The sequence below is a fragment of the Flagellimonas profundi genome, from assembly GCF_017313275.1.
Taxonomy (GTDB): domain Bacteria; phylum Bacteroidota; class Bacteroidia; order Flavobacteriales; family Flavobacteriaceae; genus Flagellimonas; species Flagellimonas profundi.
The window spans coordinates 479,889-494,563 of record NZ_JAFLNM010000002.1; the positions used below are offsets into that span (position 1 = coordinate 479,889).

Annotated in this window: 14 protein-coding genes; 6 read left to right on the forward strand and 8 right to left on the reverse strand. The window is 43.3% G+C overall.

Annotated elements, in window-relative coordinates:
* Nucleotides 1-90 precede the first annotated feature (90 nt).
* Both J0654_RS11140 and J0654_RS11145 read left to right on the forward strand, forming a co-directional pair.
* The gene (locus J0654_RS11140) at nt 91-969 is read left to right on the forward strand and encodes a helix-turn-helix domain-containing protein (protein ID WP_127136166.1); all 879 of its coding nucleotides are present in this window, start codon (nt 91-93) and stop codon (nt 967-969) included.
* Between the two features lie 10 nt (nt 970-979).
* Complete coding sequence (locus J0654_RS11145; RefSeq protein WP_207028945.1) at nt 980-1,738, forward strand: ThuA domain-containing protein; 759 nt, start codon at nt 980-982, stop codon at nt 1,736-1,738.
* On the opposite strand, the gene J0654_RS11150 is transcribed toward J0654_RS11145, so the two are convergent.
* Together J0654_RS11150 and J0654_RS11155 are read right to left on the reverse strand one after the other, a co-directional pair.
* A complete protein-coding gene (locus tag J0654_RS11150) occupies nt 1,724-2,575 on the reverse strand; it encodes an N-acetylmuramoyl-L-alanine amidase-like domain-containing protein (protein ID WP_207028947.1) in 852 nt (283 codons plus the stop codon). The genes J0654_RS11145 and J0654_RS11150 overlap by 15 nt on opposite strands.
* Nucleotides 2,565-3,635, reverse strand: a complete 1,071-nt coding sequence (locus J0654_RS11155) for a mechanosensitive ion channel family protein (protein ID WP_207028949.1) — start codon at nt 3,633-3,635, stop codon at nt 2,565-2,567. The genes J0654_RS11150 and J0654_RS11155 overlap by 11 nt, the downstream gene beginning before the upstream one ends.
* 145 nt (nt 3,636-3,780) lie before the next feature.
* Here J0654_RS11155 and hemH point away from each other — a divergent pair, with 145 nt between their 5' ends.
* From hemH to J0654_RS11175, 4 genes are read left to right on the forward strand one after another with little or no spacing between them, the layout of a single operon-like run.
* Complete coding sequence (hemH, locus tag J0654_RS11160) at nt 3,781-4,827, forward strand: ferrochelatase (RefSeq protein ID WP_207028951.1); 1,047 nt, start codon at nt 3,781-3,783, stop codon at nt 4,825-4,827.
* Nucleotides 4,828-4,856: 29 nt separating this feature from the next.
* Nucleotides 4,857-5,648: a DUF3050 domain-containing protein gene (locus J0654_RS11165; RefSeq protein WP_207028953.1), complete on the forward strand. Its 792-nt coding sequence runs from the start codon at nt 4,857-4,859 to the stop codon at nt 5,646-5,648.
* Nucleotides 5,649-5,704: 56 nt separating this feature from the next.
* Nucleotides 5,705-7,081, forward strand: a complete 1,377-nt coding sequence (locus J0654_RS11170) for an MATE family efflux transporter (RefSeq protein ID WP_207028955.1) — start codon at nt 5,705-5,707, stop codon at nt 7,079-7,081.
* 52 nt (nt 7,082-7,133) lie between these two features.
* A complete protein-coding gene (locus J0654_RS11175) occupies nt 7,134-8,231 on the forward strand; it encodes a lactonase family protein (protein ID WP_207028957.1) in 1,098 nt (365 codons plus the stop codon).
* 98 nt (nt 8,232-8,329) lie between these two features.
* Here the strand turns inward: J0654_RS11175 and J0654_RS11180 are convergent, their stop codons facing one another.
* From J0654_RS11180 to J0654_RS11205, 6 genes are all read right to left on the reverse strand, one after another.
* Nucleotides 8,330-9,424, reverse strand: coding sequence for a TFIIB-type zinc ribbon-containing protein (locus J0654_RS11180; RefSeq protein ID WP_207028959.1), 1,095 nt, complete (start codon nt 9,422-9,424; stop codon nt 8,330-8,332).
* 79 nt (nt 9,425-9,503) lie between these two features.
* Entirely contained in the window at nt 9,504-10,640 is a 1,137-nt protein-coding gene (locus J0654_RS11185) for an SPFH domain-containing protein (protein ID WP_207028961.1), read from the reverse strand.
* A gap of 99 nt (nt 10,641-10,739) precedes the next feature.
* Complete coding sequence (locus J0654_RS11190) at nt 10,740-11,816, reverse strand: DmpA family aminopeptidase (RefSeq protein ID WP_237685963.1); 1,077 nt, start codon at nt 11,814-11,816, stop codon at nt 10,740-10,742.
* A gap of 58 nt (nt 11,817-11,874) precedes the next feature.
* Complete coding sequence (locus J0654_RS11195) at nt 11,875-12,381, reverse strand: DinB family protein (protein ID WP_207028965.1); 507 nt, start codon at nt 12,379-12,381, stop codon at nt 11,875-11,877.
* Between the two features lie 21 nt (nt 12,382-12,402).
* The gene (locus J0654_RS11200; protein WP_207028967.1) at nt 12,403-13,827 is read right to left on the reverse strand and encodes a Gfo/Idh/MocA family protein; all 1,425 of its coding nucleotides are present in this window, start codon (nt 13,825-13,827) and stop codon (nt 12,403-12,405) included.
* Nucleotides 13,828-13,837: 10 nt separating this feature from the next.
* The gene (locus J0654_RS11205; protein WP_207028969.1) at nt 13,838-14,626 is read right to left on the reverse strand and encodes a 3-keto-disaccharide hydrolase; all 789 of its coding nucleotides are present in this window, start codon (nt 14,624-14,626) and stop codon (nt 13,838-13,840) included.
* Between the last annotated feature and the right edge of the window lie 49 nt (nt 14,627-14,675).

Here is a 14,675-nt window from a genome sequence, read left to right on the forward strand (position 1 = left end):
CATTGTTATTATTGATAAATTTGGTAATGTAAAACACAATTTAGAGCGATTCTAAATTAATGAAAAAGCAAATTTAGATTGAAAACCAATATGAAAAATATCGCTAGAGGTTCTTATGACGAAATTTTGGTGGAGGACGGGATTTATATTCTAAAAATCCAAAATGACACCCAAGAACCTAAGCTTATAGAGCGGGATATTGATAGTTCCTACATACAATTTCACTTTTGTTTGAAGGGCAAGTCAAAGTTCAATTTTAATGAGGGGAACTACTATTTGGAGGTAAATGAAGAAAACTCCCTGTTACTTTACAATACCCAGAAGGACTTACCGCTGGATCTAGTGGTTTCACCGGGGTCTTGGTTGCTCTCGGTAGTGATGACCATCAGAAAATTCCACTCTTTGTTTTCCGACGAAGCGGATTATATTCCGTTCTTGAGTGAAGAAAATAAGGAGAAGAAATACTATTCCCAAGAAATGGTGTCGCCTGCCACGGCCGTTGTCCTAAGCCAGTTGATGAACTACAACTTGCATCCGTCCATCAAAAAACTGTATTTAAAAGGAAAGGTCTACGAACTGATTTCCCTCTATTTCAATAAAACCGAAGATGCCGATTTGGAGCAGTGTCCCTATTTGGCCGATGAGGACAATGTGCGTCGAATCCGAATGGCGAAAGAGATCATGATTTCCCGTATGGCCGAGCCGCCAACATTGGCCGAACTATCGCAAGAGGTTGGGCTGAGCCTTAAAAAGTTGAAGGAGGGCTTCAAGCAGATTTACGGGGACTCTGTGTTCGGGTTCTTGTTCGATTATAAAATGGAATACGCCCGCAAAATGCTGGAAACGGGCAAGCACAATGTCAATGAAGTTGGGTTGAAAGTAGGCTACAGTACCGCCAGTCATTTTATAGCCTCATTTAAAAAGAAATTCGGCACCACACCAAAAAAATATTTAACTTCAAACGTCTAAACAAACATCTATGAAATCCTTTGCACTTTCGTTGCTTGCTTTTTGTTTTATGTTTCAAATAGCGGCACAAGATGAACCTACAACAGAGGCCGAATCAAAAAAAATGCCTGAATTGGTAATGGTATTTACCAAAACAGAAGGCTGGAGGCACAAATCCATTGAAAAGGGAGTTCAGACCTTAAGGGAACTTGGAAGAAAAAATGGATTTATCCCACTACAAACAGAATCTGGAGAAGATTTTACCCCGCAAAATTTAAATAATTACAAACTCGTGGTTTTCTTGAATACAACTTTGGATGTATTGAACAATGCCCAGCAGAAAGCCTTTGAAGGTTATATACAGGGTGGCGGAAGCTTTCTTGGGATTCATTCCGCATGCGACACTGAGTATGATTGGCCTTGGTACGGAAAATTGGTAGGCGGTTATTTTGATTCCCACCCCAACGACCCTAACGTCCGAAAGGCCACAATTGATGTGGTAAGCAAAGCGCACCCGGCTACCGAACATCTACAGGATTCATGGATAAGAACCGATGAGTGGTACAACTATAAAAACCTAAGTTCCGATACCACAGTTTTGCTCAAATTGGATGAAAACAGCTATGAAGGCGGGACAAACGGCTCCAACCACCCGATAGCTTGGTATCACGAATTTGATGGGGGAAGGGCCTTTTATACCGGGGGAGGCCATACAGAGGATTCTTATGATGAACCCATGTTTCGTCAACACCTTTTAGGTGCCATTGAATGGTGTTTAAAGCGAAAGTAAGGTCGGTCTTGCTACAATAATTCCAATATTGCTTTTGATGTTTTTGAGGTAATCTGCCAAAGGCAATTCAGAAATTTCCACTTCCCCGTTTTTACTGGAGGCATGCAATAAATGCAACCTTCCATCCGGTTGGTGGATGGCAATTCCCGTATGTGTCACGTCCAATCCCTTTATGGAGGTGGCCAGGGCGATGATATCCCCTGACTTGATGAGCTGTTCTTTGCTTTCGATTTGTTTCTGTGGTAAATAGTGGAGCTTTTCCTTGGCAAGTTCCTTTTCCACAGCTAACATCGCTTCAAAGTTTTCATCGCTGGCCAAAAAAGGATATAGGTTACGGTGGGTGCCCATAAAATTAATGGGTTTTTCTAGCTCTATTCCTCCCAGTTCGGCAGTAATGTCCTTTAACAATCCTTTTTTCTCGTTGTTGCGTATCCATTCGGTAAAGTAATGCAAACGAGAGGGATACCCGTCTAAATTGCCATTCCTATACCTAACGGTCTCTAGGTTGCTCGTAAAATTTTCAAAATCTTTTTGCTGTTTTTCCAGCATCAGGCTAAATGCCATTACATTTTCAACAAAGGTGGTACAATCCAACCCGCCAAAATTCACGACCAAGGTTTCTTTGTCCCCGACCTCGAGCGTTTTTTCTACATATGGTGTTCCCAAAAAGGATTGACCTACCAAGGCTATGGTGTCGCCCAGACTGGAGGCTCTTATTTTCTCCAAATCCGAGATCTTGACCTCAAAAAGCGATTTGTCCTCGGGAGAACATGTAATCTGTTGGGCATTGGCATAGGTGGCCAAAATCAAAAAAAGCACAAAAAATCTATTCCTCATTATCGTTGTCTTTACGTTCAACCGTCAATCTCGTGGTCCTTGCAATGCTTTCTGGATAGTTTTCCTGAAGATATACGATCAGTTTTTCCCGGACGTGCACCCTCAAATCCCAGGCAGTAGGGGAATCCTTCGCACTTACTAGCGTTCTTAGCTCTACATAATTGGGCTTGGTATCCGTAACCTGTACCACATTTACGTTACCGTCCCAGAGATCGGTATTTTTCAATATACGTGTTTGTTCTTCGCGTATTTTATCAAAGGGAACATTGTAATCCACATATAAAAAAACGGTTCCCATAAGTTCCGAGGAGGTTTTGGTCCAGTTCTGGAAAGGTTGGTTGATAAAATAGGGGGTCGGGACGATCAAGCGTCTTTTATCCCAAATGCTCACCACCACATAGGTTAGCGTAATTTCCTCAATTCGGCCCCATTCACCTTCAACGATCACCACATCATCCAGCTTTATGGGTTGAGCGACCGCTATTTGGATTCCAGCTAAAATGGTACCGATAAATTGCTGGGCAGAAAATCCAATAATGATTCCCGCCACACCTGCAGAGGCAAAAATACTGATGCCCACTTCACGGATTTCCTCAAAACTCATCAACGTAAATCCAATACCAAGTAGCACGATGATGAAAATAAAAATACGTTCCAGAATGGTAAATTGGGTATATACTTTGCGTGCCTTGAGATTGTCGATTTCTCCAATGTCGTAATTGCTGATCACAACTTTTTTAATGATTTTGATCAAAGCGATCATTACCCAGGCCATGGCAAAAATAAAAAGGATCGTACTCGCTTTTCTGAACCAGAAACCTGCATCCTCAAGACTCAAAATTTCCCTTAGGGCCTTTAATCGGAGCAATACGGAGACAAAAATCAAAATCAAGGGAAATGCCAAGCGTTTAAAAGCACTTTTGGGCAAGAGGTATTTTGGATTTTTGCCCAAACGCTTTAACACTACCGAGGTACTCCAATAGAGAATAATGAGCACTAGCAGGGCAACACCCAAGTAGATGAGGGATTCTTTGGAAACATTGTTATAGAAGGACTCCATATTCCAAAAATAAGACAGAAATACCCAAGGAAGGAAGATTGCTTAAACAAAATCGAGAAACATTATTTCATCATAAGAAAGTATTTTGATGAGGAAAAGGTGAAGTCCACTTCGTGTTGTATTTTAGCGGCCTAAACTAAAAGCCGTGAAAAAAGGAGTTTTATTGGTCAATTTGGGTTCTCCGGATAGCCCTACCGCAAAGGACGTAAAGCCATATTTGGATGAATTTTTGATGGACGAACGTGTTATTGATGTGAATCCCATTTTGAGGAACATTATCGTTCGCGGAATAATTTTGAACACCCGTCCCAAAAAATCGGCCGAGGCCTATTCTAAAATTTGGTGGGAGGAAGGCTCCCCATTGATCATCCTTTCCGAAAGATTTACGGAAAAAGTGCAAAAGCATACAGACCTGCCCGTGGCTCTTGGAATGCGTTACGGTTCCATGTCCATTAAAGAAGGATTGCAAGAGTTAAAGGATAAAGGTGTTGATGAGGTCTTCTTGGTGCCCTTGTATCCGCATTATGCCATGTCTTCTTATGAAACGGTTGTTGTAAAGGCATTGGAGGTACAACAACAGGATTTTCCGGAAATGCAGGTGACCACATTGCCCGCCTTTTACAGTAACCCGGATTACATCAAGGTTTTATCAAAAAGTATTGCCGAAGGGCTTAAGGGTTTTGATTACGACCATATCCTTTTCTCTTATCACGGAATTCCCGAAAGGCATATCAAAAAATCGGACCCGACCAAGTTCCATTGCCAGTTGAACGGGCAGTGCTGCAAAATCAACTCTGTGGCGCACCATACTTGTTACAGGCACCAATGCTACGATACCACCGAATTGGTAAAAAAAGAGCTTGGACTGCCCGAGGATAAAGTGAGCACCTCTTTCCAATCCAGATTGGGCAGTGACCCATGGTTGCAACCCTTTACGGATAAAGAATTTGAACGATTGGGGAAAGAAGGTGTTAAAAAGTTGGCCGTGATCACCCCGGCATTTGTTAGTGACTGTTTGGAGACCTTGGAGGAAATCGCCATGGAAGGCAAGGAACAGTTTGAAGAAGCAGGAGGCGGCGATTACATCCACATTCCATGTTTGAACGACCGCGAAGATTGGGCCGAACTTATGGCCAAGTGGATAAAGGAATGGGAAGAAAAAGACACTTTGCCCGAAACCAACATCCGATAGATCGCAAAAAAAGAGAACAAAAATTTCCTATGAAAACTGAAAACTTGCAGCAGGAGCTTCAACCCTTGCGTGAACAACTCAGGAACCATCCACTATATGCCCAATTGGAATCGGTTAGTGATATTAAAACCTTTATGGAGAGCCATGTCTACGCCGTTTGGGATTTCATGTCGCTTCTAAAAGCCTTGCAGCAGCACCTTACATGCGTGGGCTTGCCATGGCATCCAGAAAAGGACACCTCGGTGGCACGATTCATCAATGAGATCGTATTGGAAGAAGAGAGCGATTTCAACGAGAAAGGAGAAGCAAAAAGCCATTTCGAAATGTACTTGGACGCGATGCAAGAGGTACATGCCGATACGGAAAAGGTTTTAGCGATCATTTCTTCTTTTACCGATTTGGAAACTATTTCAGCAAAAATTGAAGCTACCGAACTCGATCAGGCAGAAAAGAATTTTCTGCAGTTCACCTTCGAGGTCATCAACAGTCAACAACCACACCTTATAGCCGCTGCCTTTACCTTTGGTCGCGAAGACTTGATTCCCGATATGTTCCTGGGCATCATCGAACAATCCGGGGAACATGGTGCCAGCAAGTACAAAAAACTGGAATACTACCTCAAAAGGCATATCGAATTGGATGGTGATGAACACGGGCCCTTGGCCTTGCGCATGATCAAGGCCCTATGTGGTTCCGATGACCAAAAATGGAACGATGTACTGGAATACAGCAAGCAGGCGCTGCACTATCGAATTGAACTTTGGGACAGTATCGCCGAAAAACTAAAAGAGAACAAAGGTAATTTGGTGAATGCGTTGTAGCTTTGAGTCAGATTTGCTGTTCACTCTAATATAAAATACAACGAATACCCACTGGCATGGCCAAAATCACCTCTGATGAACTTGGGCAAGAGCCCATTGGAAAAATACTGATCAAACAGGCCGTACCCGCTTCTATCGGTATTTTGGTGATGTCGCTGAACGTTCTGGTGGACTCTATTTTTGTGGGAAACTGGATAGGTTCCATTGCCATTGCCGCTATTAATGTGGTATTGCCCGTATCCTTTTTTATTGCTGCCTTGGGAATGGCCATTGGTATTGGTGGGTCTAGCATTATTTCACGTGCACTGGGTGCCAATAATCGGGAAAAGGCCCTCAAAACCTTTGGGAACCAGATTACATTAACCTTATTGGTTACCGTTACCATGGTAGCCCTTGGGCTTTACTACGTTGACAACCTCATTCCCACCTTTGGAGGCAAAGGTTCCATTTTTGAACCTGCAAAGATTTATTACACCATCATTTTGTACGGGGTTCCTTTCTTGGCACTTTGTATGATGGGCAATTCCGTAATCCGTGCCGAAGGCAAACCGCGATTTGCCATGATCGCGATGATCATTCCATCCGTAGGTAACCTGCTCATGGACTATATTTTCATCTACGTGTTCGATTGGGGCATGCACGGAGCGGCATGGGCAACGACTGTTGGTTATTTGCTTTGCTTCTTTTATGTCTTTTATTTTTTCTTATCGGACAACTCCGAATTAAAGATCGATGTTTCCCACTTTGGATTGGACCGCCCCATTCTTCGAGAAATCGGTTCGTTGGGATTTGTGACCTTGGCCCGCCAAGCGGTGACCAGCATCACCTATTTATTGATGAACAATATATTGTTCAATTTGGGGGGAGAGGCCATGGTAGCAGTGTATGCCATTATCGGTAGAATGCTGATGTTCGCCCTGTTTCCGGTCTTTGGGGTCACACAAGGATTTTTGCCCATTGCTGGATACAATTATGGAGCGGTAAAGTACGATCGTGTAAAGGAATCCATTTATACGGCTATTAAATATGCGGCTTTGGTCGCCACGGTGGTTTTTGTTTTGCTCATGATATTTCCGGGGGAAATAGCCTCATTATTTTTGAGTGACAGGCCTGGGTTATCGCCTGAAGAAATTGAAGCCAATGCCTTTGTTCTGGAGCATATACCCTTAGCCATGCGATTGGTGTTTGCCGCTACGCCTATCATTGCCATACAGTTGATCGGGGCAGCTTATTTCCAGGCTATTGGCAAAGCCATTCCTGCCTTATTGTTGACCTTAACACGTCAAGGTTTCTTTTTTATCCCGTTAATATTATTGCTTCCCAATTTTATGGGTGAAATTGGGGTATGGGTTTCATTTTGCATAGCCGATGTGCTTTCGACCATTGTAACGGGAATTTTTCTTCAAAAAGAAATTAAGACTGAACTATCCTAATGCTTCCTTTTTGATTTAGAATGTTTAATTTGGATGCCCTAACCAAACAGCCATGAATAAAATTGTTCTTATGGGCTTAATTGCAGTTTTGGCAATGGCCTGCACCGAAAAAACTGAAGAAAAACCCATGTATACCCTGTTTGTTGGAACATATACCGACGGTGACAGCGAGGGCATTTACACCTATACTTTCGACGCGAATACAGGTGAGCTTTCCAACAAAAAACTGGCAGCAAAGCTGACCAACCCTTCCTATTTGGCGATTTCGAAGGATAAGAAGAACCTATATGCCGTTCAGGAAACAGCCGATTTTGACAGCTTGGGTGGAGGAGTTACTGCCTTTAGTTTGAACATGGGAATTTTGGAACTCCAAAACAGTATGGGAACACAAGGGGCCCACCCTTGTCATGTTTCACTTTCCGGGGATGGTCAATTGGCCGTTGCCAACTATACAGGGGGGAATGTTTCCATATTTTCTTTAAATGATGACGGTTCACTTGCCGAAAACCCACAAATAATTGATCATAAACCATTGGATTCCGTGAAAACCTCACATGCACATATGGCCCAGTTCAATGCCGATGGCCTCATGGTAACGGATTTGGGACTGGATGCGGTTAAAAGATATAAGAAAAAAGAGGGAAAGTTTTCCCCAGCAGAGCAATATTCCCTACCGTTTGAAGATGGGGCGGGTCCACGACATTTCACCTTTGGTGAAAATGGTCGGCTGTTATATGTCATCAACGAACTGAACAGTACCATTTCGGTTTTTGAAAAAGGGACCAAGGGTAATTATAAAGAAGTTCAGGTAGTGCCCACCTTGGCGGCCGATTTTGATGGCGAAAGCTTTTGTGCCGACCTTCATTTATCGCCGGATGGCAAATTTTTATATGGTTCCAACCGTGGTGAAAATACCATTGTGATTTTTGCGGTCGATCCTACTTCAGGGCAATTGGAATTGGTGGGCAGGGAATCCGTTCATGGGGATTGGCCCAGAAATTTTTCCATGGATCCTACGGGGGAGTTCTTGTTGGTCGCGAATAAAAAGACAAGCAATATTGTGGTTTTCAAAAGAGACAAGGAAAATGGGACACTAACTTTTTTGAATGAAATCAATCACCCAAACCCTGTTTGCTTGGTGTTTATGTAAAGGTCTCCATGTCATTCTGAGTGTAACGAAGAATCTCGTGATTAGTCAATAGATACTTCGTCATCCTTTTGAAACGCTCGGTATGACTTCTAATAAAATTATTTTTTGGCAAGGAAGACGATTACACCTATAACGGCGATTACAGCAAGTACGGTAAAGAAGATTTTCCAAAAACTATAGGGACGTGTGCCCGAAATTCGTCCGTTTTCCCCGTTGATGAAAAAATTATATTCCTTGCTGTTGTAACGGTAGGCACTCACATAAACGGGCAATAGAATGTGTTTAAACGTTTCCTCGGTTAATTTCATGTCCATTGAAAGCACACGTTGGGTGTCGCCGCCAATATCGCGTCTGCACCAAGAATCTGCAATCCCCTTAGCTACTTCTTTGGAATGAAGGTGGCCATCTTTTAAGGGAATAGTATATTTTTCCGTAACAAATCCAGAGAGGAACCCACTGTTGAAAGGCTGGAGTTTATTTAAGTCCCAAGAAGCAATTTTGTAAGGAATCCGACCCGTTTTTTGGTGTGAAGCCTTGATCAATGTATCGTCCACAAAGCCCGAAACCTCTCCGGATGCTGGGTACCATCTCGTTTTTCTGACTCTTTGGGTTACCATTTTGCCGTTAGAATTGCGGACCCTTCGCGTCTCGTAATAATATTCGCCCCGCTGGCCTGTGTAGGATGCGTACAGTTGTGCATCAAAAGTCCAATAGGGCAAGTATAATCCTTTGGTAAATTGAGGGTCGAGAGATGCTTTTTTTAAGTTGTTCGGTGCAAACCACAGTCGTTTTACCCAATTTTTAAATATGATAAAGGATTGTTTTTTATCTATTTGAAAGGGCAAGACCGCACCTGGCAAAATCCAGTTTTCCTTGTAAGCATCTTCGATTACTAAAGGTTGTCCACAATACACACAATGGAGCGATTTGTAATTTTCCTCTACATGTTGATCGGCACCGCAATTTTTGCAGTGCAGCATGGAAATTTCCTCACTGTGCTTTTGTGCGCCCATTTCCTTTAGGAAAGGGTACAGCTCCAATTCCTCAAACCCCTTCCCATCCAATGATATGGTTTCCTCATGGCCACAATACTCACAACTGATACTTGTGGTCCCTGGCTTGTATTTTAGTTCTGCCCCACAATTGGCACAGGCTTTTTTGAGTTCGGTCTTTTGGATTTTCTGTTCTTCCATATCTTCATTCCCGTAAAGGCGGGAATATTGATGGTTTATTGGATTCCTGTTTTCATAGGAATGACAGGATGAAAAATGATTACTCCGTTGGCAAAGGCGGTGGCGTATAGCCTCCCAAGAACGATTTTAATTCTTCCACTTCTTTCAATGCCGTCCATGCGGACATGCCCTGTTTCCACACCAAACTATCACGGTTAATGGTTCGAGAAGCGAACAGGGATTGCATTTGCTCAAAACTCACTGGACCATGTTGTGTTCCGTTTGTAGCATAATAATACATGGTTTGTGTTGGCATTGGGGGAGGCACCGCCCCTGTTGGCTGCACAGTTTGTTGAGGTGCATTTTGAGCGTTTCCGCCCATCATACCGCCCATTTGTTGGGCCAGGACAAATCCCATTCCCATTCCCATTCCGGCGCCGGCAGTGCCACCTTCGTTCTGGGCAGCGGCTTCAATGGCCTTGGCTGTTTTGAATTTGGTCAATTTATCCAAGTCAAGTTTATCAATTCTACTGTACTCGAAGATTTCTTTTTTAAGATCCTCGGGCATGGATACATTTTCGATGTAGAATTTTTCCAAGGAAATACCTACACTTTCAAATTCGGGAGACATTACCTCTCGGCACGTATCCGAAAGCTCGGTGGTATTGGCCGCATAAAGCTCAATGGGCAAATTGGCTTGGCCAACGGTATTTGTGAATCGCGTAGCGATCAAACTTTTTAAGTGTTCATTGATTTCAAAATTGGTAAAGTTGCTGTCGGTCCCTACAATATCTTTGATGAATTTTCCAGCATCGGAAATTTTAAAAGCATATGTTCCAAAGGCTCGTATCTCAACCAAACCAAAACGGTCATCACTTAAGGTAATTGGACTTTTGGTGCCCCATTTCTCGTCGGTAAATAGATGGGTATTTACAAAGTAAATTTCTGCTTTAAAGGGAGAATTAAACCCATATTTCCAACCCTTTAAGGTGGCTAAAATGGGCAGGTTTTGGGTAGTAAGCTCATAGGTGCCGGGTTCGAACACATCGGCCAATTGACCCTCGTTGATGAAAACAGCGGTCTGTCCTTCACGAACGATCAGTTTTGCGCCATTCTTTATTTCATTTTGATACCGTTCGAACCGATAGGCAATGGTATCATCTGTGTAGTCGAGCCACTCAACAATGTCAATAAACTCATTGCTGAGTTTTTCCTTTATTTTTCCAAAAATATCCATGGTAGTGTTTTTAGTTTATCCGATGTTTAATTTATAAAAAAAGAAGATTGCTTCACTTAGATTAGTGTAAAATGACAGAGGATTGTTACAGATGGTATATCATCGGTCTATTTTCCCTGCCTCTTTCAACATCTCCAACACTTTTTTCTTTGGAAGTGCCTCAATTTTGTGCCCATCACGTCCAACAGTAGTTTCACCAGCAAAAAGGGAGTTCAGAATAGCTTCTTCGGTTGCTTCAATGGTAGCAAGGAACAACGGTGTCATGGCCTCATTCCGTAAGGTCGGTACTTTTTGAATTGGGCTGTCCGATTCATAAGGAATTCGACATGCCTCCGCTGTAGAAACAGCAATCACATAATCTCCACTTCCATTACTGGCAATCCCTCCTGTTCTAGAAAGGCCCAACATGGCCCGTTTGGCCAAGCGTTCCAGGTTTCTGGAATTCAATGGAGCATCGGTAAGTACTACCATCATACAGGAACCATCGGGCGAATATGTAAAACTGTTGGAATAGCGCCCTAGTTTTTTACCGACTTCCACACCAGCCACTTGGAGGACCCCGCCAAAATTGGTCTGTACCAAAACCCCCACGGTATAACCTCCCGACTTTTTTGGCAACACTCTGGATGATGTCCCTATACCTCCTTTATAACCAAAGCAAATGGTTCCCGTGCCTGCTCCAACATTACCTTCGGTAACAGGTCCTGATGTTGCGTTTTCAATGGCTTTGAGCACATGCTCTTCTATGATATGTCGTCCTCGGATATCGTTAAGATAGCCATCGTTGGTTTCACCGACCACGGCGTTGACAGACCGCACATTATCATTTTCTGGAAGATTGAGTGTGTAACCGATCATGGCATTCACTGCTATTGGAACACTCAAGGTATTGGTCAAGATAATAGGAGTTTCCAAGTTGCCCAGTTCCTTTACTTGTGTGTAACCTGCCAATTTTCCAAATCCATTGCCCACATAGATGGCCGCGGGAACTTTTTCCTGAAAAATGTTTCCGGAATGGGGTAAAATTGAGGTAACCCCAGTTCGTATACTATCTCCTTTATTTAATGTGAAGTGACCAACTTTGACCCCAGGAACATCTGTGATGGCATTGAAAGTCCCAGGGTGCAGCACCCCTATCTCAACACCATGATCTCGAAGTCTGTTTTGTGCTAGCATCAATACTGGGAATAAAAAAAGTAAAAAACAAAAATATTGCTTTGGTCCACCCATAAATCTATTGATTTTTTAACACACTAACCGTTACCAATAATTGCCCCACATGACGTTGGCTATGCTCTGCTGCATGAAACAGTAATCCGATCACGGTCGTGGGCAATTTTTTACGCCCCACAAATCGTTGTTCGGTGAGAATGGTTTCGGGGATGGTTTTAAAATAAGCCAACGCTTCGCCCACTTTTTGTTCAAAATCTAAAATCAATTGTTGTAAAGAAGGAGCTTTCTCGCCGTTCCCCTCGTTTTTCAAGAACTGGAATTGGGCTTCTGTCAAACTTTCTTCTTTGGCGTAGGTGAGTAAGCGGTCCAACACACCACTCAAATGCCTTAGATGAAACCCTACCGCAGCCCTTCCAAAAGGTTTTTCCCAAAGTTTTTCTTCTGGAAAATCGGAAACATACTCCTTTACCTCCCTAACCGATTGCAACAAGGCATGGGCCGCAGGTTGCAAAAGTGCTGGTATTTCAGGGATGGGGCCGCTCAACCAGTACTCTTCGGGGGGTGACATGGGATTTTGTTTTTTCATAAATTAAAAATCCCGATAATCCCCGGCCAAATATTTATTGGCTTTTTCTTCCTTGAACCGGGCGGTTTCTGCATCCCAATGCAAGGTTTCACCAGGGAACCTTCCGGCGATGGTACCCAACAAAATGGTTTCGGTCAATCTGGCCGCATAATCAAAAGGGGCTGTTGTGGTGTCCTTGCCCAAACAAGCATCCACAAACTGGTGGTAGTGCTTTGGCCCTTCGGTGGCATAATTTCTGATGGGTTCTCCCAAATTGTGTTCTTCGGAAACCTTGGCAATTTCTTTGGAGATGTCCACATATTTCCCTCTTCGTATCTTTTTTGGTAATTGCATAAAATGGGGCAGGAGCAAACGTCCTTTGGTACCTACGAACATAGCGCCCTGTTCCGGCAATTCGTTTTCTGCGGCTACACCGGCATCCAAGGAAATGCTGTTATCATCATTTTTCTTGTTTGTGTTTTTGCCCTTTTTCATTTCCATTCCCGGTAACATTAGGTCCTCGTGCATCTCGGGAGCTCCGGGACCATCGTACCAAATCCATTTAAGTGATTTGTCAGTATATTTTGTTCCGGGGAACTCGTAAGTAACTGTATTCTTTTCGGGGAACCCAAATCCGTTTGTGGGTCGGCACTCCGTCATAATGGTTCTGGGCACATCCAGCTCCAAAGCATTGTAGGGTGTATCAAAGATATGGACTCCCATATCGCCCAAAGTGCCACAGCCGTAATCCATGAGTTTCCTCCAGTTTCCGGGATGGTACATATCTTTTTTATAAGGACGTTCTTTGGAGGTGCCTAGCCAAAGGTTCCAATCCAATTGGTCCGGAACGGGATCCTCACCTTCTGGCAATGGGCCATCGTATCCCCAGTTTTTGGGAGACCATGCATGTACGGTGTGTACCTTTCCAATAATCCCGGATTGAATTAAAAGCGTGGCCAGTTTGTAATCGTAAAACGAGTGCACCTGTATCCCCATTTGAGTGACCAAGCCTTTTTCGGCAGCTATTTTTTTCATCTCCCTGGATTCGGAAACATAGTGGGTCAGTGGTTTTTGACAGTACACGGGTTTGTCCATGTTCATCGCCATTAATGAAGCGGGTGCATGTGTATGGTCTGGTGTTGAAACAATTACCGCATCTATTTCATCGCCCATTTCTTCCAACATGGCACGATAATCAAAAAAGATACGTGCTCCCGGGTGCATTTTATGTGCCGTTGATAGATTGATGGCATCAACATCGCAGAGTGCCACTACTTCCACTGCCCCGTGCGATGAAACCGCTTTTAAATCCTCCATTCCCATATTACCGACTCCAATGTGGGCCGTTCTAAGCTTGTCTTTTGGAAATCCTGCCTTTAAAATGGAAGGTGCCAGCATAATACCGAGTGCACCTACACTACTTTTCTTGATAAATTCTCTTTTGTTCATTTTCTGGGGGTTATAGTTTTTTAATTTTTATGTTTCTGAACCAAATTGGGCTCGCATGGTCTTGAAGGGCAATATAGCCCGTTTTGTATTTTCCGTAATCGGGGGCATTGTCCCATTTTCCTGAATTTTTTTTGGCTTTCCAATCGTCGGACCATGGCACAAATTCCAATAATTTTTTGCCGTTTAGCCAGTGCTCCACTTTTTCGGGAGTGAACACGATTTTAGAGGAATTCCATTCGCCCACGGGATTTAATTGTTTTTGCGAATCGTCCGCAACGTGCATGGCATAATCGGCACCTGTTTTCTGCCAATCTTGAAGCAATTCCGGGTGCTCGGCGCCAAACTGTGAATTGTAGCCCACCAAATCGTGGATGTCCGCGTAGTTCGCATCATCGATGATTTGATATTCCGGAGCCACTTCAGGCGGACCGTCATACCCTTCTTTCACATGGTAAAAAATACCACTATTGGCTCCTTCAGGTATTTTCCATTCCAGATAGAGCTCAAAATTATCGAACTCTTCGGCTCCATAAATAATATCTTTTCCACCCGTATAATTCTGTTCCAGTCCTAATTCTGTGTCAAAAGTGAGGATGCTGTCTTTAATGGTCCATCCAGGAGGGAGCGAATCCATATTGTAGCCGCGCCATCCTTCCAAACTGGTGCCATCAAAAAGACAGGTCCATTCAGATGTTTTTTGTTCGGGCGGGGCCGTTGTTTCTTCTGTTTTTTTGTTTGATTGGTCCTTACAAGCTGCAATGATCAAAAGTAAAGTTGCGAGCTTAAAAAATTTGAGCATGATTTAGTTTTTGAGTTTTTATGCTGGGTTAAAGTACAAAATATTGGGC